Annotated in this window: 19 protein-coding genes; 7 read left to right on the top strand and 12 right to left on the bottom strand. The window is 32.0% G+C overall.

Features of this window, described 5'->3' with window-relative positions; all coding sequences use genetic code 11:
• Positions 1–22: 22 nt before the first annotated feature.
• A complete protein-coding gene (lgt, locus tag MW871_RS05615; protein WP_210645637.1) occupies positions 23–976 on the top strand; it encodes a prolipoprotein diacylglyceryl transferase in 954 nt (317 codons plus the stop codon).
• A gap of 471 nt (positions 977–1,447) precedes the next feature.
• Here the strand turns inward: lgt and secDF are convergent, their stop codons facing one another.
• From secDF to gyrB, 3 genes are all read right to left on the bottom strand, one after another.
• Positions 1,448–4,420 (bottom strand): protein translocase subunit SecDF, encoded by a 2,973-nt coding sequence (gene secDF, locus MW871_RS05620; protein WP_188050142.1) that lies wholly within the window; start codon positions 4,418–4,420, stop codon positions 1,448–1,450.
• 226 nt (positions 4,421–4,646) lie between these two features.
• Positions 4,647–5,582: a malate dehydrogenase gene (gene mdh / locus MW871_RS05625; protein WP_248427880.1), complete on the bottom strand. Its 936-nt coding sequence runs from the start codon at positions 5,580–5,582 to the stop codon at positions 4,647–4,649.
• 87 nt (positions 5,583–5,669) lie between these two features.
• Positions 5,670–7,613: a DNA topoisomerase (ATP-hydrolyzing) subunit B gene (gene gyrB, locus MW871_RS05630; RefSeq protein ID WP_248427882.1), complete on the bottom strand. Its 1,944-nt coding sequence runs from the start codon at positions 7,611–7,613 to the stop codon at positions 5,670–5,672.
• A 200-nt stretch (positions 7,614–7,813) separates the two neighbouring features.
• Between gyrB and MW871_RS05635 the strand changes: the two genes are divergently transcribed.
• A complete protein-coding gene (locus MW871_RS05635; protein WP_248427884.1) occupies positions 7,814–8,272 on the top strand; it encodes an RNA methyltransferase in 459 nt (152 codons plus the stop codon).
• A gap of 82 nt (positions 8,273–8,354) precedes the next feature.
• On the opposite strand, the gene asnB (MW871_RS05640) is transcribed toward MW871_RS05635, so the two are convergent.
• The 4 genes from asnB (MW871_RS05640) to MW871_RS05655 form a co-directional block, all read right to left on the bottom strand.
• Complete coding sequence (gene asnB, locus MW871_RS05640; RefSeq protein WP_248427886.1) at positions 8,355–9,956, bottom strand: asparagine synthase B; 1,602 nt, start codon at positions 9,954–9,956, stop codon at positions 8,355–8,357.
• Between the two features lie 309 nt (positions 9,957–10,265).
• A complete protein-coding gene (gene asnB / locus MW871_RS05645; protein WP_248427888.1) occupies positions 10,266–11,942 on the bottom strand; it encodes an asparagine synthase B in 1,677 nt (558 codons plus the stop codon).
• Positions 11,943–12,131: 189 nt separating this feature from the next.
• The gene (locus tag MW871_RS05650) at positions 12,132–13,757 is read right to left on the bottom strand and encodes an amidohydrolase (RefSeq protein WP_248427890.1); all 1,626 of its coding nucleotides are present in this window, start codon (positions 13,755–13,757) and stop codon (positions 12,132–12,134) included.
• Between the two features lie 35 nt (positions 13,758–13,792).
• Complete coding sequence (locus MW871_RS05655; RefSeq protein ID WP_248427892.1) at positions 13,793–14,242, bottom strand: GreA/GreB family elongation factor; 450 nt, start codon at positions 14,240–14,242, stop codon at positions 13,793–13,795.
• Between the two features lie 192 nt (positions 14,243–14,434).
• On the opposite strand from MW871_RS05655, the gene MW871_RS05660 reads away from it, so the two are divergent.
• Positions 14,435–14,980, top strand: coding sequence for a DUF2911 domain-containing protein (locus tag MW871_RS05660; protein ID WP_188050135.1), 546 nt, complete (start codon positions 14,435–14,437; stop codon positions 14,978–14,980).
• Positions 14,981–15,055: 75 nt separating this feature from the next.
• On the opposite strand, the gene MW871_RS05665 is transcribed toward MW871_RS05660, so the two are convergent.
• The 3 genes from MW871_RS05665 to MW871_RS05675 form a co-directional block, all read right to left on the bottom strand.
• Positions 15,056–16,864, bottom strand: coding sequence for a TonB-dependent receptor (locus tag MW871_RS05665; protein ID WP_248427894.1), 1,809 nt, complete (start codon positions 16,862–16,864; stop codon positions 15,056–15,058).
• Positions 16,865–16,907: 43 nt separating this feature from the next.
• Positions 16,908–17,765 (bottom strand): PhzF family phenazine biosynthesis protein, encoded by an 858-nt coding sequence (locus tag MW871_RS05670; RefSeq protein ID WP_248427895.1) that lies wholly within the window; start codon positions 17,763–17,765, stop codon positions 16,908–16,910.
• A gap of 71 nt (positions 17,766–17,836) precedes the next feature.
• Positions 17,837–20,851 (bottom strand): tetratricopeptide repeat protein, encoded by a 3,015-nt coding sequence (locus tag MW871_RS05675; RefSeq protein WP_248427897.1) that lies wholly within the window; start codon positions 20,849–20,851, stop codon positions 17,837–17,839.
• Positions 20,852–21,098: 247 nt separating this feature from the next.
• Between MW871_RS05675 and MW871_RS05680 the strand changes: the two genes are divergently transcribed.
• The 3 genes from MW871_RS05680 to MW871_RS05690 all read left to right on the top strand — a co-directional run bounded on the left by MW871_RS05680 (position 21,099) and on the right by MW871_RS05690 (position 23,754).
• Entirely contained in the window at positions 21,099–21,785 is a 687-nt protein-coding gene (locus MW871_RS05680) for a cell division ATP-binding protein FtsE (protein WP_188050132.1), read from the top strand.
• Positions 21,785–22,702 carry a glycosyltransferase family 2 protein gene (locus MW871_RS05685; protein ID WP_248427898.1) on the top strand — a complete coding sequence of 306 codons (918 nt, stop codon included), beginning with the start codon at positions 21,785–21,787 and terminating at the stop codon, positions 22,700–22,702. The genes MW871_RS05680 and MW871_RS05685 overlap by 1 nt, the downstream gene beginning before the upstream one ends.
• Positions 22,703–22,818: 116 nt before the next feature.
• Positions 22,819–23,754 carry a glycosyltransferase family 2 protein gene (locus MW871_RS05690; protein WP_248427899.1) on the top strand — a complete coding sequence of 312 codons (936 nt, stop codon included), beginning with the start codon at positions 22,819–22,821 and terminating at the stop codon, positions 23,752–23,754.
• Here the strand turns inward: MW871_RS05690 and MW871_RS05695 are convergent.
• Together MW871_RS05695 and MW871_RS05700 are read right to left on the bottom strand one after the other, a co-directional pair.
• Positions 23,741–24,145, bottom strand: a complete 405-nt coding sequence (locus tag MW871_RS05695) for a sugar 3,4-ketoisomerase (RefSeq protein ID WP_248427900.1) — start codon at positions 24,143–24,145, stop codon at positions 23,741–23,743. The two genes, MW871_RS05690 and MW871_RS05695, sit on opposite strands and share 14 nt — an antisense overlap.
• Before the next feature lie 3 nt (positions 24,146–24,148).
• A complete protein-coding gene (locus tag MW871_RS05700) occupies positions 24,149–25,219 on the bottom strand; it encodes a glycosyltransferase (protein ID WP_248427901.1) in 1,071 nt (356 codons plus the stop codon).
• Between the two features lie 46 nt (positions 25,220–25,265).
• Here MW871_RS05700 and MW871_RS05705 point away from each other — a divergent pair, with 46 nt between their 5' ends.
• Positions 25,266–26,162 (top strand): glycosyltransferase family 2 protein, encoded by an 897-nt coding sequence (locus MW871_RS05705; RefSeq protein WP_248427902.1) that lies wholly within the window; start codon positions 25,266–25,268, stop codon positions 26,160–26,162.
• Positions 26,163–26,185 lie beyond the last annotated feature (23 nt).

Consider the following 26,185-nt stretch of genomic DNA (forward strand, 5'->3'; position numbering starts at 1 on the left):
AGATTAAAAAAAACAACCTTACATGACACATGCTTTGAATATCGTTTGGAATCCTTCAGAAGGAATTGATTTAGGCTTTTTTATGATTCGTTATTACAGTTTAATGTTTGTAATTGCTTTTGGATTAGGCTGGTACATCATGAAAAACATCTTTGAACGTGAAGGTGAATCGATAGAAAAACTAGATTCGTTATTTATCTGGACCGTTTTAGCAACTTTAATAGGAGCTCGATTAGGTCACGTTTTCTTTTACGACTGGGAATATTATCGCAATCATTTAGTAGAAATTCTTTTACCGATTAGAGAAAATCCAAATGAATCTTTATTTAATATCATTCAAGGTTGGGAATTTACTGGATTTCAAGGACTAGCAAGTCATGGCGCAGCTATTTCGATCATAATTGCAATGTATTTTTACAGTAAAAACGTTCTAAAAAAACCACAATTATGGATTTTAGATCGAGTTGTTTTAGCAGTTGCTAGTGGAGCAATTTTTGTGCGTTTAGGTAATTTTTTTAATTCAGAAATTATAGGTCACGTTACCAAATCACCTTTTGGAATAAAGTTCATTAGAGATCATTTTAGTCCCATGGATGCAGTCAATGCTACGCAAATACCCAATCCAACTGCGGCTTATGCTGCAATAGCAAATGATCCTAAGTTTTCTGCTTTGCTTGATCAAGTTCCTGCAAAACATCCAACTCAACTTTATGAAGGTTTTTGTTATATCTTCGTTTTTGCCATATTATTTTTCTTGTATTGGAAGACAGAAAAAAGAAAATATACAGGATATATTTTTGGAATGTTTTTAGTATTGTTGTTTACCGTTCGCGTCATAGTTGAATCCGTAAAAGAAAGTCAAGGCGGTTTTGAGAGTGCTTTGGGCTTACTATCAACTGGCCAATGGTTAAGTATACCTTTTATACTTGTAGGACTGTATTTTATCTTTACAGCACAGAAGGAAGTAACTAATTAAACATATATTCACAATATAAAAAAGCGTTATCTGGAAACAGATAGCGCTTTTTTTATGATTGAAATCTTTGTGATCAACATTAAACTTTAGCATCAATTTAGTTTACTTATACTCACATAAATCTTAACGTTCTTAATTGTGAATAACAACAATTAAATAATAGAATAATGATAGTAATATCTAGTCAAGAAAGAAATTTCGTGATACTGAACAGCATTAATTAGACACAATTGTAGCGTAGCAAAACAGTAAACATTATTTAACGCACATCTTCTTGAAAATTCATACAATTCTTCATTAATAGATTTTTAACTAAAAATACCTCTTAAAAGAAAAGTATTCAATTTAAGATCAGCATTATTATTTCATTAAGAGAAACATTAAAATGAATAATTTGTATTTATTTAAGCCAAAAAAAAAGAGATTCAACTTTCGTTGAATCTCTTTTTTAAAATCTATATAAAAAACTAATTAAGCTTCTTTATGTGTAATTTCAACCTTTTCTTTATCTTCTTTCGAGATCGTATCAACAAGGATTGGCGTTGCAATAAATAATGAAGAATAAGTTCCTACTATAATACCGATCAACATAGCGAAAATAAATCCTCTAATTGATTCTCCTCCAAAAACAAACATGATTAATAATACAACAATCATAGTTAACGATGTATTGATTGTTCTTGACATTGTTGTATTAATAGATTGATTAACTATTTCAGCAAATGTACCTTTAGTTTTACCAGCTAAATATTCACGAACCCTATCAAATACAATAACAGTATCATTCATAGAATATCCAATTACCGTAAGAATCGCAGCAATAAAATGCTGGTCAATCTCCATACCAAAAGGCATAAATTTGTAGCATAACGAATAGATTCCAAGTACAAATATTACATCATGCGCAACAGCAGCAATAGCACCTAAACTATATTGCCATTTTCTATAACTAATCATTAAGTATAAAAATACAATTGCCATTGCTCCAAGAACAGCCCAATAAGCATTTGTTTTGATATCTTCTGCAACAGTAGGACCAACTTTAGAAGCTTGTAAAATACCTACTTTTTTACCATCATAAGCGTTAACGAATTTATCATAAGTTAAACCAGCAGAATAATGTTGTTTTAGATTTTCAAACAACAATTTATTTACCTCTTCGTCAGCTTGAATACCTGGCTCTTGAACTTTGTATTTTGTTGTAATTTTTAATTGATTATCACTACCAAAAACTTTTACTTCGGCACTTCCATCAAAAACTTTTTCTAGTTCTGCTTTTACCGTTTCTGTTTCAATTGGTTTCTCAAAACGGATTTGGAATGTTCTTCCTCCTACAAAGTCTGTTCCTTCATCAAGACCATTAATTGCTAATGAAGTAAAACTGATGATAACAATACAGATTGAGATTAAGTACGTCCATTTTTTCATTCCTAAGAAGTTGAAATGGAAGTTTGTGAAAATATTTTTTGAGAATTTAGTAACAAATGTCAAATCATTCTTTCTGTTAATATTCCAATCAATAAAGATACGTGCAATAAAAATAGAAGTAAATAACGATGTTATAATACCAATTAATAATGTAGTAGCAAAACCTTTAATTGGTCCAGAACCAAAAATAAATAAAACAGCTCCAGTTAAAATGTGTGTAACATTCGCATCAGTAATAGATGACATTGCACCTCTCCAGCTGTAAGATGTCTTAATCGCTTCCTCGAGTGTTCTACCAGCTCTTAATTCTTCTTTTGCTCTTTCATAGATAATAATATTCGCATCTACTGCAGTACCCATTGTCAATACAATACCAGCAATACCAGGCAAAGTTAATACAGCTCCAATACTTGCAAGAATACCAAATAAGAAAAGTAAGTTAACCGCTAATGCAATATTTGCAAACCAACCTGCTTTACCATAATAAATCATCATCCAAAGTGATACAATAAATAAACCTAAAATGGCTGAGTTTGTACCATTATCAATTGCCTCTTGTCCTAAGGATGGTCCTACCACTTCTGACTGAACGATATCAGCAGCAGCTGGTAATTTACCTGCTCTTAAAACATTCGCTAAATCTTTAGTTTGTGTAACATCAAAAGCTCCAGAGATTTCAGATCTTCCACCTGATATAGGTCCGCTAGAAACTCCAGGTGCAGAATAAACTACATCATCAAGTACAATAGCAATATTACTTTTTTGAGTATAAGCTCTTCCTGTTAATTCTTCCCAAGATTTAGCACCTTGACCGTCCATTTGCATAGAAACAGCTGGTTTACCTAATTGATCAAAAGTATCTTTAGCATCCGTAACAACACCACCACTCATTGCAGGAATATTATCTCTATTTCCTCTTAAAGCGTATAATTCTACAGCATCTACTGCTTTTCCTTTTTCATCTTTAATCGTAGATGTTATACCCCAAACAAATTTAGCATAACGTTGATCTCCAGCTAATAAAATTCTAATATCAGCTCTTTTAAAGTAACCATTGATAACAGCAGTATCTTTTGGTGAGAAAAGACCTAAAACTGGACCACCACCTTGAGCGATAATTTTATCTAGTAAAGGATTATTTCCTTTTTTAGCAACTGCTGTGTCTTTTGCATCAGCTAATAAAGCGCTTAATGAATCCTTAACAACAGGTTTTACTTCAGTAGTTTTGATTTCAGTTTTTTTCAATGACTCATTAGCAGCCATTATAAAATTACCAATTTCTTCTATTTTATACGTTTCCCAAAACTCTAATTGAGCAGTACTTTGTAATAATTTTTTAATTCTGTCTACATCTTTTGCTCCAGGCAATTCAACTAAAATTTGTCCTGAATTTCCTAATTTTTGAATATTAGGTTGTGTAACACCAAATTTATCAATACGTTTTCTTAAAACGCCAAAAGCGCTTTCTACAGACTCGTCTACTTTTCTAGAAATAATTTTCTTTACTTGTGCATCTGTCATTTGAAAATCTACTCCACCTTCACCTTGTAAACTTCTGTTTGCAAAAATATCCGGAGAGGCTAGTTTTACAGTTCCATTTGAATTGGCATCAAAAGCATCAAAGAATGCATCTAAATAGGTTTGGTTCCCTTTTTTATTTGCAGTTGCATCAGCTAAAGACTTATTGAAAACTGGGTTTTTAGAATTATTTGATAATCCTTTTAAAATATCTTTAACTGATATTTGAAGAATAACGTTAATTCCTCCTTCTAAGTCAAGACCTTTATTGATTTGTTTGTCACTAACTTCATTGAAAGTGAAATTGGTAAAACCAAGATTAAATACTTTCTCCTTACCAATAGAGTCTAAATATTTAACTTCTTTCTCAGAATCACCATTAGCAAAAGATTTTGCATCGTTTTTTACTTTACTTGCCACAAAAGTGAAAGAAAGTTGGTAAATACTTACCAATGCAAATAGAATTGCGAAAAATTTAATAAGTCCTTTATTCTGCATTATTACTAAAAATTAATTATTTTTTATTTATTTATTTTTGCTTTAAACCCTATATAGCAACAACTTAGATCACTTTCTTAAATTAAAAAACTATCTAAAATGTTGCTTCATTTTTTTTAAACCGAGCAAATATATAATTAACGACAAGATTAACCAATTTATTTATTAATTAATCTCAAGAAAAAAGACTGCAAAGTTGCAGTCTTCTATTTCTTTTATGTAATTTTTATACCAAAATCGATTTTAAAGCGTCATTCATTTGTCTAACAGCATCTGCACTTTTAGCAAATAAAGTTTTCTCAGCATCATTAAGTTCAATAGAAAGAATTTCTTCTACACCATTTTTACCAATAATACAAGGTACTCCGATACAAATATCATTTTGACCATATTCTCCTTCTACAAAAACAGAACAAGCGATCATTTTCTTTTGATCATTTAATATACTATCTACTAAAAAAGCAACTGATGCTCCAGGAGCATACCAAGCAGATGTTCCTAAAAGACCAGTAAGAGTTGCTCCACCAACCATTGTATCGGCTGCCACTTTTTGTAATTGTTCTTCAGAAAGAAATTGCGAAACTGGAATTCCATTATACGAAGCCAAACGTGTTAAAGGAATCATAGTTGTATCACCATGACCACCAATAACCATTGCTGAAATATCATTTGCTGGTTTGTCTAAAGCCAAAGATAAATAAGTTCTAAAACGAGAACTATCTAAAGCACCACCCATACCTATAATTCTATTTTTTGGCAATCCTGTAGATTTTAGCGCTAAGTATGTCATTGTATCCATAGGATTAGAAACAACTACAATAATAGTATCTGGAGAATGCTTTAATACATTTTCTGCTACCGTTTTTACAATTCCTGCATTGATCCCTATTAATTCCTCACGAGTCATTCCTGGTTTTCTAGGAATTCCAGAAGTAATTACCACTACATCACTCCCTGCTGTTATAGAATAATCATTTGTAACTCCAGTTACTTTGGTGTTAAAACCTGTATTTGTAGCACACTGCATAATATCAAGCGCTTTACCCTCAGCAAAACCTTCTTTTATATCTAACAATACTACTTCGCTAGCAATTCCTCTATAAGAAATCACATCTGCACATGTCGCCCCTACATTTCCTGCTCCTACAATGGTAACTTTCATTTTTTAAGTTTTTTGGTTGTTTGTTACTCTAGTTAATATTATATAAAACCTACTTTATTCAAAAATAAAGTAGGTCTATCTCATTTGCTATGCGTCGATTTTTGCGTAAACTGCATTTTTTTCAATAAAATCTCTTCTTGGCGGTACCTCATCTCCCATCAACATTGAAAAAACTCTATCTGCTTCTGCCAAACTATCAATAGTTACTTGACGCAATGTTCTAAAATTAGGGTCCATTGTAGTTTCCCACAATTGCTCTGCATTCATTTCTCCAAGACCTTTATAACGTTGAATTCCTGCGCTTCCGCCCATTCTTTCATTCGCTTGATCACGTTGAACATCATTCCAAGCGTATTCTTTTTTATTTCCTTTTTTAACTAAGTACAAAGGAGGTGCTGCAATATATATGTGTCCTTGTTCTATTAACTCTTTCATAAATCTAAAGAAGAATGTCAAAATCAAAGTAGAGATGTGACTTCCATCGACATCGGCATCACACATAATAATTACTTTGTGGTAACGTAATTTTGAAATATTCAAAGCTTTACTATCTTCTTCAGTACCAACAGTCACACCAAGTGCAGTAAATATATTACGAATCTCTTCGTTTTCAAATACCTTATGATGCATTGCTTTTTCGACGTTCAAAATCTTACCACGCAGTGGTAAAATAGCTTGAAAAGCACGATCACGACCTTGCTTTGCTGTTCCTCCTGCCGAATCTCCCTCGACAAGATATACTTCACATTTTGCTGGATCTTGTTCTGAACAATCAGATAATTTTCCTGGTAATCCACCGCCACCCATTACGGTTTTACGTTGTACCATTTCACGTGCTTTTTTAGCAGCGTGTCTTGCTTGAGCCGCAAGAATAACTTTTTGAACGATGATACGAGCATCATTTGGATTTTCCTCCAAATAGTTTTCAATCATTTCCGAAACTGCTTGTGAAACCGGAGAAACTACTTCTCTATTTCCAAGTTTTGTTTTAGTTTGTCCCTCAAATTGTGGCTCTTGAACTTTTACCGAAATAATTGCAGTTAATCCTTCACGGAAATCATCTCCTGAAATATCAAACTTCAACTTATCTAACATTCCAGAGGCATCTGCATATTTCTTTAAAGATCTTGTAAGACCCGTTCTAAAACCTTGCAAGTGCGTTCCTCCTTCATGCGTATTGATATTATTTACATAAGAAAAAATATTCTCTGTATAGCTGGTGTTGTAAATCAGTGCCACCTCAACAGGAATCTCTCCTTTTTCATGATCCATAGAAATAACATGCGCAATTATTGGCTCACGATTTCCATCTAAATAACGAATATATTCTTTAAGACCTTCGTCAGAATGAAAAACTTCTGAAACAAAATTACCGTCTTTATCTTTTTCTCTTTTATCTGTAAAAGTAATTGTAATCCCTTTGTTCAGGAAAGATAATTCACGCATACGAGCAGATAAGGTATCATAAGAATACTCTATTGTCTGTGTAAATATACTTGGATCTGGATAAAAAGTTACAACAGTTCCTCTTTTCGTGGCATCACCAATTTGTTTTACTGGATATAATGCTTTTCCTTTTTCATATTCTTGCTCGTAAACTTTTCCGTCAGCACTATAAACTGTAGCGCGCAAGTGTTTTGACAAAGCATTTACTACAGAAACCCCAACACCGTGAAGTCCTCCAGAAACTTTATATGAATCTTTATCAAATTTTCCACCAGCACCAATTTTAGTCATTACAACCTCCAATGCTGATACACCTTCTTTTTTATGAATTCCAACTGGGATACCACGACCATTATCTTCTACGCTAATAGATCCATCTTCATTTATATCAACAATGATTGTATCACAATGACCACCCATTGCTTCATCGATAGAGTTATCTACTACTTCATAAACTAAATGGTGCAGACCTCGAACACCTACATCTCCAATATACATCGATGGACGCATTCTAACATGCTCCATTCCTTCTAATGCTTGAATACTATCTGCTGAATAACTGTCCTTCTTAATTTCTTCGCTCATATTTTTCCTTCTAAAAAAATGTAATTTTTGTCTAACACGCAAATATATAAAAACGCAAACTAGATAACCGTTAAAATACCTTATTAAGCCTTTAAGTTATTAACATTTTATCAATTTGTTTTCACTAAATACCCGAAATTAAAGCTTTCTAATAAAATTAAAATTTTGACATTACAAATAACTGTTTGTATTTTTGCTACATGAATGATAACTTCACCACTGAATATTTCGGAATAGGCATACAAAACGGTAAAACTCCAGAAAATTTAGGCGTTCTATGGCGATCTGCGCAAAACTTAGGCGCGAGTTATATTTTTACCATCGGAAATCGATATGCAAAGCAGGCTTGTGACACTCATAATGCTGTAAAATCTATGCCCTATTTTCATTATGAAAATTTTGAAGACTTTTATAAAAACCTTCCTAAAGGAGCCCGTTTAGTAGGCGTTGAATTAGACGAAAACGCAGAAGATTTAGAAACTTTTGAACATCCAAGACGCTGTGTTTACTTGCTTGGCGCAGAAGATAATGGACTCACCAAACAAGCGATTGAAAAATGTCATTTTTTAGTAAAATTTAAATCCCAAAAAAGCTTAAATGTATCTGTAGCCGGGAGCATTGTTCTTTATGACAGATGCATAAACAAACCTAGGTCTTAATAATCGATTGAGATTTAAAATAAAAAAAGCAATAAAAAAATCTTTAAATTAAACACAAGTCTAGATACAAAACCAGATTGATTTATTTAGCTGTTGCAAGATCTGATTTTACGTGAGCTGCATTAGCTCTACCACTTGGATCTATGTTTTCTTGCCATTTCGGAATCCATTTTCTCACCGTTTGAGCAGCACTCGTTTGTGGAAAATGTTTATTAAAAATAGAACGATACAAATAAGCTTCCTTGGTGGTTGGTGCATTATATAGAAATTCAACTGCTGCTCCCGATAATTGCTCATCTGTAACTTGCGAAGAACAATACGTTATCAACTCATCAATCCAATTGTATCCTACGCCATCCGAAAACTGTTCTTTTTGCCTCCAAAGTACCTCTTGTGGCAAATAGGGATCTTCAGGAGTATCAAATGCTTTTCTTAAAATATATTTTTCTTTATTAGCGTAGGTTTTAGGCATTTTTTCTTCTGCCTTGATACGAATAGCCATATCCAAGAATGCTTTGTCTAAAAAAGGCACTCTTGTTTCTATACCGTGAGCCATAGTCGCTTTATCCGCTCTTAAAAGATCAGCAGTAAATAATTTCTGAACTCTTTCTATTGTTTCTTTTTGAAAATCTATTGCTGTTGGCGCATTTCTAAAATACAAATATCCTCCAAAAATTTCATCGGCTCCTTCACCAGAAAGCACTACTTTTATTCCTAAATCCGCAATCGCTTTTGACAAAAAATACATAGGAACACTAGCGCGAATAGACGTTACGTCATAGGTTTCCAGATGCCAAATTAATTTATCCAAGATTTCTATTCCTTCTTGCACAGAGAAATAAACCTCATGATGTTCTGTACCTAAAAAATCAGCTACTTTTCTGGCTGCCTTTGCATCCGGCGCTTCAGCATCTAATCCTATTGAAAAAGATTGTAATTTTTTTCCCGATTCCGCTAATAATCTCGAAGCAATTGCTGATGTAAGTGATGAGTCTAATCCTCCTGAAAGCAAAACTCCTACCGGAACATCACTCATTAAACGCTTTCGAGTAGCTTCGATGAGAGTTTCTCTAATAAGATTTAAATTTAAATCTTGATCAGCCTGTAAATAATCTTCATAATCCGGTTTGTAATATTTTACGAAACCGGTTTTTGGTGTATAATAATGTCCTGGAGGAAAGGTCGAAAATGTTTTACAGTGATCTGCAATCGGTTTCATTTCAGAAGAAAAATAAATTCGCCCTCTTTCATCTAAACCATAATACAAAGGTTTGACACCCAAAGGATCTCTGCCGGCAATAAAATCATTACCATCAACTACCACAAATGCCCAATCACCATCTAACATGTTGCAGAAATCATATCCAAATTTTTCATATAAATGAACAATTACTTCAGAATCTGACTTAGTTCTAAAAACATGGTCTTTTAAAACACCATCTCTTAATTGCTGATGATTGTATATTTCGCCATTATGAACCATATATGCTTTTCCAGAACCTTTTATAGGTTGTTTTCCGGATTGCAAATCAATAATAGACAAACGTTCGTGACTTAATACGTGTCCGTTTTCTGTAATATAAATATCACTTTCGTCTGGCCCGCGATGTGACATTCGTTTGGAAAGTTCTTTAACAAGTTCCCCATCTTTTCCCTTCCCAATAACTACTAAAATTCCACACATAATTAAATCTTTATTAATAACTCCACTTATTTTTATTACACAAATATGCATTATCAACTACAATAACCAAATACAAATACTTATTTTACTTATAATTAACAATTAAAATCATAAATTTAAGTGAAAAATGAAATTAACAATGCTAGATTCTTTTTATCATTTAAACTTGAAACTTTTATCACAAACATTATTTACTAAAACGAAAGAAATATAAATGTAATTATTAATATATATTGAAGAAATTATTTTAATAAAAAAAACGCTCCCATTAAGGAAAGCGTTTTCTAAATTATATATTTCAAAAGTAAATTATGCTTTTGCATAAGCATCATCATGCACACTGGCAACCGCTCTCCCAGAAGGATCATTCATATTTTTGAAAGCTTCATCCCATTCTAAAGCGATTTTCGTACTACAAGCAACACTTGCTTCCTGAGGCACACATAAGGCAGCAGCATCACTTGGAAAATGTTCAGCAAAAATAGAACGATAGTAATATTCTTCCTTAGAAGTTGGTGTTTGTAATGGAAATTTATATTTCGCATTGGCTAATTGCTCATCAGACACTTCCTTAGCTACCACTTCTTTTAAAGTATCTATCCAACTATAGCCAACTCCGTCACTAAATTGCTCTTTTTGTCTCCATGCCACACTTGGTGGCAACATATCTTCAAATGCTTTACGAACTACCCATTTTTCCATAGGATGTTCTTTGTTGATCATTTTATCTTGTGGATTGATACGCATCGCTACATCCATAAATTCTTTATCTAAAAACGGAACACGCCCTTCTATTCCCCAAGCTGCTAAACTTTTATTCGCACGCAAACAGTCGTACATGTGCAGTTTTCCTAATTTACGTACGTTTTCTTCGTGAAATTCCCTTGCATTTGGCGCTTTATGAAAATAAAGATAACCACCAAACAATTCGTCTGCTCCTTCGCCTGAAAGAACCATTTTGATTCCCATTGATTTAATAACTCTTGCCATTAACCACATCGGAGTTGACGCTCTAACAGTAGTCACATCGTAAGTTTCTAAGTTGTAAATTACATCTCGAATGGCATCTAAACCTTCTTGAATTGTAAATTTTATTTCGTGGTGAATGGTGCCAATATGATCAGCAACTATTTGAGCTGCCGCTAAATCAGGCGAGCCATCTAATCCTACAGAAAAAGAGTGCAATTGTGGATACCAAGCATCAGCAACATCACCTGACTCAATACGTTTTTGGGCATATTTTTTGGCTACAGCCGAAGTAATAGAAGAATCTAAACCTCCTGAAAGTAACACACCATAAGGCACATCGCTCATCAACTGTCTGTGAACAGCAGCCTCTAATGCTACTTTAATATCTGAAATATTAGTTTCGTTATCTTTTACGGCATCATAATCAACCCACTCTCTTTTGTACCATTGTACAAATTCTCCGTCTTTGCTTGACATATAATGTCCCGGAGGAAACAATTCTATTTTAGTACAATAGCCTTCTAACGCCTTCAACTCTGAAGCTACATAAAAAGTTCCGTATTGGTCCCAACCAATATACAATGGTATAATTCCCATGTGATCACGCGCCACAAAGTATTCATCTTTATCAACATCATAAATAGCAAATCCGAAGATACCATTCATCTCATCTATAAAATGAGGTCCTTTTTCTTTGTAAAGTGCCAAAATAACTTCGCAGTCACTTTCGGTCTGAAAGTTGTATTTCCCTTCAAATTGTTTGCGCAATTCTCTGTGGTTATAAATTTCACCATTGGCAGCTAAAACTAATTTGCCATCTTCACTTAACAAAGGTTGTTTGCCAGAAGCTGGATCAACAATTGCCAATCGTTCGTGAGATAAAATTGCTTTTTCGTTGCTAAAAACTCCACTCCAGTCTGGTCCGCGATGGCGAATAATTTTAGACATCTCCAACACTTGTGGTCTTAAGGTTTCTGCTCTTTGTTTTAAATCGAAGGCACATACTATTCCGCACATAACTATATATTTTTAAATGTTTTATTTATTTTGATAAGGCAAAGATGCAATTACACTTATAATTACAAAACACAAATACCTATTTCAGTTACAAATTGAAACAAAAAATACTAATTAACGCAGTATATATAATTTACAACCTACGAAAACGCCACTGCAAATTATAAATTATCATTATTAACAATTTATCTAGTTTACTTTAGCTCCTTTTATGTAAGTTGCTTTAGGAAGTATTTTAACAATTTGATCTTCATTTACCTTCATTAAATCCTGATCGAAAATTACAAAATCAGCCCACTTTCCTACTTCTAAGCTTCCTTTTTCTTTTTCTTCAAAGTTTGAATAAGCAGCCCATATTGTCATCCCTTTTAATGTTTCTTCTCTGCTCAGAGCGTTTTCTATTTGGAATCCTCCTTTAGGATAATTTTTGCTGTCTTTTCTAGCTACAGCTGCATGAAAGGTCAGCATAGGATTTACTTGTTCTACAGGAAAATCAGTCCCTAATGCTATAATTCCTGCTTTTTGCAACAATTTTTTATATGCATAAGCATTCTTTAATCGCTCTTTACCTAGTCTTTCTCCTGCCCAATACATATCAGAGGTAGCATGAGTAGGTTGTACTGAAGGAATAATACCTAATTTAAAATAATCAAAATCTTGCTCTCTTATAATCTGAGCGTGTTCAATTTTCCAACGGCGGTCTTTTTTTCCTCTCAAAACTTCTTTATAAATTTTCAATAAAACAGTATTGGCAGAATCTCCTATCGCGTGCGAATTCAATTGAAAATCTGATGCTGCAATTTGTTTTGCAATTCCTTTTAACTCTGAAGGCGAAGATAATAGAGCACCATATTGTTTAGCCATATCCGAATATTCTTTATGAAGACAAGCGCCACGAGAACCTAAAGCACCATCACCAAAAAGCTTAAAAGAACGCACATCTAAAGAATTGGTTTTGTAAATTCCTTTTTTTAAATACAGATCAATATTTTTTTGATTGGCAGAAATCATGGCATAAACATTAATTTTCAAAACCTTTACTTTTTGTAAACTATCAATCAAGTGAATAACATCAGGGTCTAAACCGGCATCATTCACGGTAGTTAATCCATAATGAAACATGTTTTTTTCAGCATCTACTAAAGCTGCAATTTGAGTTTTACGATTTGGTTTTGGTATTATTTTAAAAACCAAATCCATGGGATTATCGATTAAAATACCAGTTGGTTCTCCATTTTTAATTTCAATTTGACCACCCACTGCTTTCGTATCTTTAGTAATTCCTGCCAATTTTAATACTTTACTATTCACAATTATAGCATGCCCATCAATTCTATTTAATACTACAGGAATATCAGGGAATTCTGCGTCTAACTCTTCTTTTGTAGGAAATTGTTTTTCTACCCAATTGTTTTGGTCCCAGCCATTACCAACAATAAAGTCTGATTTTTTTACTTTTTGAAAAGCCTTTATGCGAGCAATTACTTCTTTCATACTTCGAGTACCTCGCAAATCTACTTCTTGTAAACTTAAACCAAAACCATAAAAATGACAATGGGCATCTATTAGTCCTGGATAAATAAACTTTCCTTTTGCATCAATTGTATTTTTAGATTCATACACGTTTTGAATTTCAGAGTCCGTTCCAATGGCTACAATTTTCCCTTCACTAATTGCCATCGCTGTAGCGGTACTAAACGTTTTATCAACGGTATAAATTGTGGCATGTGTAATTATGGTATCTACAGTTTTTTTTTGGTTTTGATTACAAGAAAAAACTAAAAATAAAGAAAGAAGTAGTGTAATTTGTTTCATTGATTTGATTTTTTTGAGTTTACAAAATAAGGAACTTATACTATTTCTTGTATCGTGTATTTTGTATTATTTATTTCAAATTCAAAACCAACCTTATTTCCCATCAGATGTTTTCCTAGCGGAGACTGAGGTGATAGCGCAATAACATTGATTCCGTCAATAGTGATTTTTGGTAAAGCCAAACTAAGATACAAGTAAATTCCGTTGGCTTTGACTAAACTTCCAACAATAATATTTTCAGCAATTGTTAGCGCATCTATTTTGTCTAAAACTGATTTTTGAGTGAGTACTTCTCGTAATTTAGAATTAAGTTTTTCTTGTTCGATATGCATCATAGACAAAGCTGTTTCGTGTTTATCTCCAGCAGAACCTTTAGCGTCATTTTTAGAATCTTCCGTTAATGCTGCAATCATGTCTCTAAAAGCATCTATTTTGTCTTGTACCAATTGTACATAATAATTATAAATTTTTTGTTTGAATGTCATATTTTTTACATTAAAATTTTAATACAAATCAAGAATTATAGGATTTATTTTTTTCTCTTCTTAACTCTAAAAAACAAAGTTAGCCTATTATTTGAGAGGTACACAATTTTTCTAAAACCGAGTCTGCTTCATTATGAAACTTGAATAAGAATCTCTAACTTTACAAATAACTATTAACTTATCAAAAAGACTATGAGAAAATCTAGAATTATTGCCTCGGCAATCTGCGCACTTATGATGCTTTTATCTAATTCTATAAATGCACAAAAATTTCCAGACTTAGACAAAAGCCCTCTGGATGCTGCTTGGTTCCCTAATGATTACAAAGATGCAAACAAAACTGTACGAGTGCTATACAGCCGTCCTCAACTAAAAGGACGTAGTCTTAGCGAACTAGCTCCTAATGGAAAAGTATGGAGAACGGGAGCTAACGAAGCTGCTGAAATAAACTTTTACACAGATATGTATCTTGGAAAAACTAAAATAAAAGCGGGAGTTTATACTCTTTATACGATTCCAGGTGAAAAAGAATGGACCGTAATTATAAATAAAGATAAAAATGTTTGGGGTGCTTATACCTACAATGCAAAAAATGATGTCGCTCGGTTAAACATTCCTGTAACAATAGCAGATGATTATATTGATGCATTTGCCATGGTTTTTACTAAAACGGATAAAGAGATCGTACTTAATTTAGGATGGGACAAAATGAGAGTCGCTATTCCTTTTACAAAATAAATAGTACTCTAAAACAAAACAGGCTACCCAAAAGGTAGCCTGTTTTGTTTTTATGCTGTTTAAAAAATAATTACTTTAAAAATCAAATTTATAATTAGCACCCAAAACCAATTGAAATCCTTGTACAGGATAATTTTGCCATTTTTGGTAACCACTATTTGTAATGTTATTTGCTCTAATAAATCCTGTTAATCGATCACTATAATTGTACCCTAAATTAGCATTTAAATCAAAGTAAGATTTTAAAGTTACAATACCTTTCTTATACATTGGTTGAAAATCTATTACTGTAAAATCTTTTCTCTCTCCAACATAAAAAACATTTACACCAGCGAACCATTTTTTAGTAATATTAAAATCAAGATTTGAATTTACTTTTACTGTTGGCAAATTCCAAGCTTCATTTTGTGAAGCATTTTTAAAACTGCTAAAACTTCCGTTGACACCAAAGGTCACATTATCTGAAAAATCAGCTTTCAATTCGCCATAAAAACGCAAAGTTCTCATATCATCATAAACTACCTGAAAGGAGTTTCCATATTCATAATTTTCATTACTTGGGTTTTCATCATGAATATTACTTTTAAACAACGCTTTATTTCTCTCGTTTGTATAAGAACCTCTAACATTGTAACTAACATTATTAGATAATTTACCTTTTAACCCTGCAAAAATATCATATTGCTGGTCTGTAGGGGCAACAAATAATGTTGGTGATAAAAACGGATTTACACCCACAAAATCTTGATATGAATTTTGTTTTAAATCTCCTTCAGCCCCAGCGTAAAAAATCATTAAATCTCCCACGACTTTATAGGAAGCATTGAATTTTGGATATACTAAAAACTTATTATTACTATTTTGATTATCTAGGCTGTAAAAAATAGCAGCACCAATGGTAAGTGTCCAGTCTTGTTCTAGCATTACAAAACTTGGAGAAACTCCAAAATTAGTAAAACCATATTTTAAAGGCTGTACATTATTGAGGTAGTTTTTTTCAAAACTTCCACCAACATAATCCACAATAAAATCTGTCTTAACAGCACTATCCACAACATCAAAAGCTACCGTTGGCTTAATAAAAAATCTATTCTCGGAAGAATTAAATATATCTGTAAAATGGTTGTACTTCAAGCTTACTTTATTTACAATACCGTCACTAAACGCAACATTACCACCTAATGAAATAGTAGTGTAAGCTTGTTTTGGATCAATACTGTTTATCAGACTTCTTCTATCATCCAACGAAAGTGTATTAGCAAAATTAACTGGCAGTCCGTACCAATTATATATTTGGTTTTGCATTCCTAAATCTAAATTCCAAGATATATCTTTTTGATTCGAACCGTACATTAAATCGAGTGAAGTATCGTAAAATCGATCGTCTAATCGAGCTTCCTTAATGCCTCCTTGCGAAGAGTGATGTCTAAACATACCACCAACATAATCCGTATTACTCAGATCGTGGTTCACAAATAATTCTCCTATTAAAGTTCCGTAATTACCCAAACCTAAAGTAGCGTAATTCTTGAATAAGTGTACTTGTTTTTCTTTTTCAACACCTTCTGCTTTTCCTTTTGATGGAGTAAATGTTGAAGCAACAGGAAAAGAAAAAATAGTATATTTTACCACTTCTTTCTTAGTATTCCCCTCATCATCTAACTCTCCCACTTCCTTCACTTTAGAAGCATCTGAAATTTTTGGAGTATAAGGTTTTACGACATTTACAGTTTCATTTCCAATCTGTTCTTTCTTTTGAGCAAATGAAAATTGAGAAATCAATAAAAATAAAATCCCTAATCCAACTCTACTTGAAATACAAGGTGCTAAAAATGTTAATGTATTATTTGGTACCATTTTAATTTTTAAATCTTTAAATGTCATCTTTTATTTTTTTTTATTTTAAGTATAATTTTTATACTTTATTTTAAACTTCCCATTTTCCCTTGGCAACAAATTTTGTCTTACCGCCAATTTTTATATCATACTGATTATCTGCTAAACTCCCCTTGAAATGAATCTGTGAAGGTCTATTAATAAAATCACCTTGATAATTGATGGTATTAATTTCTGATTGATGATACTTTAAAAGAAAAGCTTGCAAACAAGAGCTAGCACTTCCTGTGGCAGCGTCCTCAATAAGTCGATTGTTCTCTACACACAGCATTCTGCTACTAATTTTATTATCTTCTACACAAAAAAAGTAAAATGCTCGGTGATCCGTTTGACAATTTTCACGCAACCATTTATCCATTTTGTCCTGATTAAGAACTAGATTTTTTAATGCTTGTATATTTCTAACTGGAACAAGTACAAATGCACTTCCTGTTGTTACTTCTTGAATAGGAAATTCTGTATCTAAATCAGCTGAACTTAAATTAGTAAATGACAGAAAATCCGTTGCTGAAAAGGTTGCTAGAAACTCCGGCTGTGCTGCTTGCAACCAAACTAAATCTTCTTCTTGTCGAACAGAAATGGAACCAACAGGAACCAAAACAGTAATATCTTGACCGCAGTTATCTATTATCTTATTCATCAGTAACCACGAAGTACCAATTATGGGATGACCAGCAAATTGCATTTCATGTTGTGGCGTAAAAATTCTAATCGTTGCTATTTCATCTTTTATAGCAGTAATAAAAGTACTCTCGGCAAAATTTGTTTCACGTGCAATCTGCAACATCTGAGCGTCAGTTAAACTCTCCGCATTTAAGAAAACGGCCAATTGATTTCCTTTATATTTTTCTTCTGCAAAAACATCTACTATGTAAAAAGGTATTGTCATTAGAGGATTATTTTGACTTTAATTAGGTTGAAACAAATACTAAATTTTAAACATCATCAATTGATTAGAAATTACTTTCCTACTGACGAATTCGTTTTAGATTCTTCTGTTTTAATAAAATCTAATGTTGTTTTGGCATCAGCAACCACATCAGAATAATCGGTAAAGTTTTTAATCACATTCTCTAATATATAAGTTGCCTGAAAACTATCTTTTAATCCGTAGAAATTTTTCGCCATTAAAACCAAGCCTTTTGCACCAAAATATTTATAACTAGAATAATTTTTAGCTAATTTTTGAACTGCTGTATTAGAGGCATCATAATTTCCTTCTTTATTTTTAAAATAAGCATCATAATACAAAGCCTCTGCCGCTAGTTCTCCTTTGGCAATAGTCATTAATTTAGCATAAGCTACTTTTGCTTTTGCTTCATCACCACTTTCTATAGCAGCTCTTGCAACAATAATTTGGGCATCACTTTTTACTTTATCATCGGTTTTAGGATTCGTCAAAACTTTTTCAGCATACAACACAGATTTTGGATAATCCTTCATCGCATAATACGATTTCATCAAATTTGATTGTGCATAGGTGACATTCTGCGCTACATCTCCTTCACTTTCTAAACGCAATAAAACAGGAATGGCTTTGTCTGTTTGTTTATTTTTTAGAAAAACTTGAGCTAATCGGGATAACGATTGTTCTGTAAATTCGGTAGTCGATTGCGCTATTACATATTCATAATAAGGAATTGCTTTACTTTCAGAACCTTCACCAAAATAAGATTGAGCTAGAAAATAATTCGCTTTTAAAGCATGAATTCCTTTAGGAAACTGGTTGATATAACTGGTAAAGCCAGTAATTGCTTGTTTGACATTATTTTGCTGAAATTGTTTTTCAGCAGCTTCATAAGTATCATTATCGAGTTCAACATCTGTTACTGCAACAAAATCTAAAGTTCGAACCCAATTGGCATATTCATCTACTCTACCGCTGTCTACATAAATCAAACGGGCTGTAGCAACAGCTTCTAAAGCTTCTGGTGTACGCGGAAAATTTGCCGCAACATTCTTGAATTTCAATAATGCTTGCTCATATTTATCAGTATTGTAATAAACTAATCCTTGACGCAAAACTGCTCTTGATATAAAAGATCCTTTTTTAAATTCGACATTTAATCTTTCATAGGTTTTAATTGCCAAATCGTTTTTATTTTCAGCAACATAAGTATTAGCCAATTCAAAAAGTGCATCATCTTTGTACTCTGATTTTGGATATAATTGAATAAAGGAATTCAACTCCTCAATTTTTTTATCCATTTTTGACATAAATCCATAAGAAATAGCTTTTTGAAAATAAGCATAATCAGCATCAATACTTTTTGATTCTATTACCTTATTGTAAGCATCCACAGCTTGACTGTATTTTGAAGTTACAAAACGACAATCTGCCAAACGCAAATAAGAATCACTCAAACGAACTTTATCAGATGAGGATTTTTCGATCTGAGTTTGAAAATAATTTCCCGCCTGATCGTACTCTTTTAGTTTAAAATAAGTGTAAGCAATATTGTAATTGTAATTTTTAAATTCTGGTGTTTTTGAAGCTTGAGTTGATCCAGCAAACTGTTTGTAACTTAGTAAAGCTTCTTTAAAATCATTCAGAACATATTCCGTTTCTCCTTTCCAAAAAAGAGCTTTAGTTGTAAAAACAGGATCTTTTTGCTCTGTTGTAGCCTTAACAAACATCTTTAAAGCATCATTATAGTCACCATCATTATATAATTCTAATCCTCTGTAAAACAATACTTTTTGATAAGCTAATTTATTTTCTGCCGCTTTATTTTTTTCTAATAAAACGAGTGCTTCTTTATAATTTTTTGATGAAATATAAGAGTCAATTACTAATTTCTCCACCTCTGAACGATTGGCATTATTGGGATATTTAGTTAAAAAAGCTTGTAAGATTGAAGGCACACTTTGATACGAATTACCCAATTCATAACTCAGCTTTGCATAATTTAAAGCAGCGTCTTCTTGAATTGCTAAATCATAATCCATTTCGGATGCATTTTTAAAAGCATTTAATGCTTGTGGCTTTTTATCCGTATTTAAATAGCTTTCGGCTAAATGATAATAGGCATTTTGCGCAACAAAATCTTTTCCTCCAATGATTTTATTGAATTGAGAAATAGCATTTTCAAACTCTTTTTGTTGGTAATAAGCATATCCTAACTGGTAATAATCGGTATTGTTCCATTTTCCTTTTTTACCTTTATAGGCTACTAAATAAGGAATAGAAGCATCATATTTTTTAAGATTAAAATAGCTTTCCCCAATGATTTTATTCAATTCAGATTTTTCCATGGCGTTTGAGTTTGGCATCGCTTTTTGACCTAAATCTATTGCTTTCTGAAAATTACCCAATTTAAAATTCATATCTGCCTGGTAATAAGAAAGTTTCTCCTTGTATTTCTCCTCGCCCGAAACTTCATCAAAATACTTGGTTGCTTGCTTGTAATCGTCTCCTTCATAAGCCATAAAACCTAAGTAATATTTGGCTTGCGATCCATATTCCTTAGAGTTTACTACTTTATTAAAATAGGTAGTTGCCTCTTTTTTCTTTTTAGCGTTGAAGAAGCTATATCCTTTTTGAAAATTAAACTGATCTCGGTCACTAGAACTCAAACTGCTCTCATCTACTTTATCAAACCACTGTAGGGCTTGAGGATAATTACCTTGGCTAAAATGATAATGCGCTACCTCTATATAGGCTTGATTTTGCTTAACACTTGTTGGATAATCCGATACAAATCGCTCCATCAATTCATCAGCGTTAGACTGATTGGTACGAATGGCGCAATTTGCAGCATAATAGGCACAATCTGATTTTAATTCTTCGGTAGTTGCGGTTTCTTTTACTTTATCAAAAATTAATTGAGCCGAAGCATATTGTTGATCTTTGAACAAATAAACTGCTTTGTTAAAATCTTTTAATTCATGGGTATAAATAGTTGATTTTTGTGCCGAAACAGCAACGGTTATAATAAAACAAGAAAAGAAGTACAACCAGGAAAATTTACGCATTGTGATTTTATTTTAATAATTCAAATATATTATATTCCACACTCTATAACGAATCAAAATTAACTTTTATTATGATACCAAATTTTACAGATGGCTTTTTTGCGTTTTTAAGCATAGCATTCTTAGTATCAAATATCCTGCCTAACAAATAATACTTTTAATTTTTTAAATTCTACAGAATACAATAGAATTTATTTTGAATAGAACCGTTATCTTATTACTTTTACCCCATAAACAAAAGCAAATTATGTCACAATCCGTACTGTCTTTAAAAAATGTAACTATTTATCAAGAAGAAAAAACTGTTTTAACAGAAGTTAATCTGGAGGTAAATCATGGAGAATTCCTTTACATCATAGGAAAAACAGGTTCTGGAAAAAGTAGCTTAATGAAAACTTTGTACGCTGATTTAACTTTGACTGAAGGAGAAGGATCGATTGTCGGTTTTGATTTAGCCACCTTAAAAGAAAATGACATTCCTTTTTTAAGAAGAAAGATAGGCATTGTTTTTCAAGATTTTAAATTATTACCAGATCGCAATATTGATGACAACATGCTTTTTGTCCTAAAAGCAACAGGCTGGACAGATATTGAAGACATGCAAAATAAAATTGAAGAAGTTTTAAATAAAGTAGGAATGAGAGATTTTGGCAGAAAAATGCCACATCAGCTTTCCGGAGGAGAACAACAGCGTGTTGCTATTGCTCGTGCACTACTAAATGATCCCGAACTAATTCTTGCTGATGAACCTACAGGAAATCTTGACCCACAGACAAGTGTAGAAGTTTTAGAGGTTTTAAAGAAAATTAATGCCAATGGAAAAACCATTATTATGGCAACTCATGATTATGCTTTATTAATGAAATTTCCTTTCAAAACATTGAAATGTGAAGACTCTAAGATTTTTGAAGTGATACAGCAGAGAACAGCATAATGCTCTCCATTCTTATTCCGATATACAATTACAACGTTTATCCTTTAGTTCAGGAATTACATAAACAATGTTTGGAATGTGGAATAATTTTTGAAATTCTGTGTCAGGATGATGCCTCAAATTCACCACTAAATCAGATCAACGAAGCGGTAAATTCCTTAACCAATAGTTCTTTTATAACTTTAAAAAAAAACATTGCCCATCGTGAAAATAGAAATTCATTGGCTGCAAAAGCAAAATATGATTACTTATTATTTATCGATGGCGACTCTATAATTATTTCCCCAAATTACATTCAAATTTACATTTCTAATCTATGTAATTTTGAAGTTATCTATGGCGGAAGGATACATCCTGAAAAATGTCCAAGTAAAAATCAGAAATTACGATGGAAATACGGGCGTTTTATTGAAGATAAAATAGCTATCAATAGATCAAAAAAGCCTTATCAGTCCATACTCTTTAACAATACGATTATTAAAAAATCATGTTTCGACAAAGTGAAATTTGATTCTGATTTAAAAAAATACGGTCATGACGACACCCAACTTTCCTATCAACTAAGTTTACTAAAAATAAGCGTCTTGCACATAGATAACCCAATTAAACATGGCGCAATTGATACCAATTTGGAATATATTATTAAAACGAAAGAATCGATAGAAAATTTACTTTCACTATACGAACACCAAAAAATAAATCGTGATTTTGTGCGATTAATAAAGCTGTATGTTTTTATAGAAAAAACTAAAGTAAAATTTATAATTACTAAAACATACTCCGTTTTCAGCAAATTCATTTTAAAGAATCTTATTGGAGAAAATCCTAATTTACTTCTTTTTAATATTTTCCGAATAGGCTATTTGTGTTCCATTTCAAGCAAAAAACAAGGTAGTATTGGTGTTAGAAACGAATAATTTAATATTAATTCTTTTCTTGATTATAAAATACTCAACTTGATTAATTTACAAAAAAATCTCAATCAAAAGTCACTATAAAATCACCTATTTTTGTTGTCTTAATAAAAAAATAAATGCCTTTATTCTCCGTTGTAATCCCACTTTTTAACAAAGAAAATTTTATTCAAAATACTTTAAACAGTGTTTTGAATCAAACTTTTAATGATTACGAGATAATTATTATCAACGACGGATCGACTGATAAAAGTGAACAAATAGTTGAGGAATTCAATGATTCTAGGATTATTTATTTATCAAAATTAAACGAAGGCGTTTCGGCAGCAAGGAATTACGGAATTCAACATTCAAAAGGAAAATACATTGCATTTTTAGACGCTGATGATTTATGGTTACCCTCTCATTTATCCGCATTAAAATCTCTTATTGACAGGCATCCAGAAGCTGGAATTTTTGCGTCACGCTATAAATTAATTTTCCAGAACCAAAGTATTTACACTCCGAATTATCAAAATATTAATGCGGAATACAGCGGAATTATAACTGATTATTTTGAATCGAGTTTGCATTATGCTGTTGCAACCTCCTCAAGCGTTGCTGTTCCTAAAAGCGTTTTTGAAAAAATAGGAAACTTTGATACTGCAATAAATATTGGAGAAGATATGGATATGTGGATAAGAATTGCATTAGAATATTCAGTAGTTATTGGTAACTCCGTTACTGTATCTTACTTGCATTTCGTAAGGGATAGTTTATCTAAACAATCTATTTTTAATAAAAAGACAAAAGATTTTAGTTTTTATAAAGAAGCTGAAAAACAACATTCCAGTCTTAAAAAATACCTAGATTTATATCGGATAGAATATGCGCTGCAATACAAAATGGCAAATAAAAAAAACATTGCCAAAAATTTATACCAACAGATTAATCCAGAAAACATCAGTTTAAAAAGTAAAATACTGTTTTACACACCCAGAATAATTTTAACTTTTCTCAAAAAAATCAAAATCATCCTGCGCAACAATGGTATAGAATTTTCTATCTATCACTAAATAATTTATAGGCTATAAATTGATCAAAATCTCTGATATAATCATCTTCATCAAATACTGCCGAAGCGATTACTAAACAAACACTACCAGACGAAAAGTTATTGAGTTCTCTCCAAATTCCTTGATTTATTAACAACCCTTCAAAAGGTTTGTTTAATGTAATTGTTCGTTTTTCTTTTCCATCATTAAGTACCACATCAAAGCTGCCACTTAGCGCGATAAGAAACTCTTTTTGTGTTTTATGTGAATGTCCTCCGCGTTCTGCTGCACTTGGTACATCATATAAATAGTAAACTCGCTTCATTTCAAAAGGCAAAACATCATGTTCAATAACAGATATATTTCCGCGATTATCTTCAATTTTTGGAATCGAAATAAATTCTACATTCATTTTTTATTCGGTTTTACTTTTTAGTAACGTTATCCATTTTTGAGAAATTTTTTCCGATGAAAATTTAGCTACAGATCCTTTTGTATTTTCTTTGCAATAGGTATAAAGTACTTTTTCATATAGCATTCTATTCATTGCGATTTTCAAAGCTTCAAAATCCTGATTGTCTACTAAAAGACCATTTTCTTCATTCGTTATTAGTTCGCTTGGTCCCGTTTTACAATCAAAAGAAATTACGGTCGTACCAACAGATAAAGCTTCTAAAATAACCATTGGAAACCCTTCATAATTACTTGTTAAAACTAAAAAAAGAGCTTCTTTACAATAAAATAAGGTATTTTCTTTAAAACCCAAAAGATGAATATAATTTGAATATTGACTTTCTTGAATCAGTTTTTGCAAACGGTCTTTCTCCTCTCCTTCTCCTATAATTACTAAATGAATTTCACTATTTGGCAAATCACTTTTACAATAGGTTGTAATCAATTGATCAAATTGCTTCAATGACACTAATCTTCCTATTGCAAGACAATATTTAAAAGGCAAACTAGCTTCCGAATTCATTATTTTGTTGTTAACATTTGAAATTACAATCCCTTTTTCAAAACCATATTTTTTTTTGATTATAGCATTCATTTCACTCGAAACTGACACAATCTTAAAAGCTTTACTAAAAATTTGATTTGCTATCCCTTTACTTGAAGTAAAATAATGTTCTAAAACACTACTGTGAATCGTATAAATAAATTTAAAACCAAAATAGAGGTAATATAAAAAAACCAATTCCATCAACGGATTGATTCGGTACCTAAAATCTATGATGTAGTCAAATTGTTGTTTGTTTAAATATTTTTTCAGTTTGAAGTATTTCTGAAATTTAGAATATTTCCCAAAATTAATTAAAGTACCATAATAAGGATAAGCTACTTTATTTTCTAAAACGATAACGTGAACCTCAAAATAGGAATCGTGTAACAACTGCGATAACGAACTAAAGGCACGCTCTAAACCGCCATCAGCAAGTGTATATCCTATGAGCGCTATTTTAGTCGTTTTGCCTTGCTTTACCAACATTGAATTATTATTTTCGTAACAAATATAAAACTCCTACCTCAACTTAATGCACAAAAATCCGCTAGTTACCGTAATTTGTTTGTGCTATAATCACGCATCATTTGTTGTTGAAGCTTTAGATTCTGTAATTAACCAAACTCATAGCAACGTAGAGCTAATTATAGCAGATGATTGCAGTACCGATAACTCGCAAAAAGTTATTGAAAGCTGGCTGAAAAACCACTCTGATATTCCGTTTATTTTTAATACTCAAAATAGAGGAAATACTAAAACCTTTAATCAGTGTTTAAAATTAGCTAACGGAGAATATATAATAGATCTTGCTGCTGATGATGTATTACAACCAGACTGCATCACAAAACAATTGAAAGGATTTGCTGAAAGCACGTATAAAAATCTTGGATTAGTATATGGTAATGCGGAATGGATTTCAGAAAAAGGACAACACATTCACGACTATTTTGAAACTGACAAAAATAGAAAAGGAGTTGCTCTACAACCTACTGGTAACATTTATATTAATTTATTAAATGGTAAAACAAAACTTTGCTCCGTAGCTGCTTTAGTAAAACGAGAAGTTTTTGACAAGCTCAATGGTTACGATGAGAATTTAGCCTACGAAGATTTTGATTTGTGGATTCGGGCTTCAAGAGTTTATAATTTTGATTTTATCGATAAAATTTTAGTTCAGAAAAGAAAGTTGAATAATTCTATGTACACTTTATTGCTACAAAAAAACAATTCGAAAACACGTCGTTTCAATTACTCGACTTATCTTATTTTGCAAAAGGTTTTTATTTTAAATCAAAACAAAGAGGAATTTAAGGCCATGCTGAAACGCATTCGAGTAGAAATGAAAATAGCTTTTCACACGCGTGATTTTTTATTGCTCACTAAGTATGTTTTTCTAGATTTGAAGGTTAGAGCAAAAACTTTGTACTAACTGATAGAGCGGTATAAATAGTT

Origin of the sequence: Flavobacterium pygoscelis (genome assembly GCF_023162025.1) — a bacterium.
In the GTDB taxonomy this organism is placed as follows: Bacteria; Bacteroidota; Bacteroidia; order Flavobacteriales; family Flavobacteriaceae; genus Flavobacterium; species Flavobacterium pygoscelis.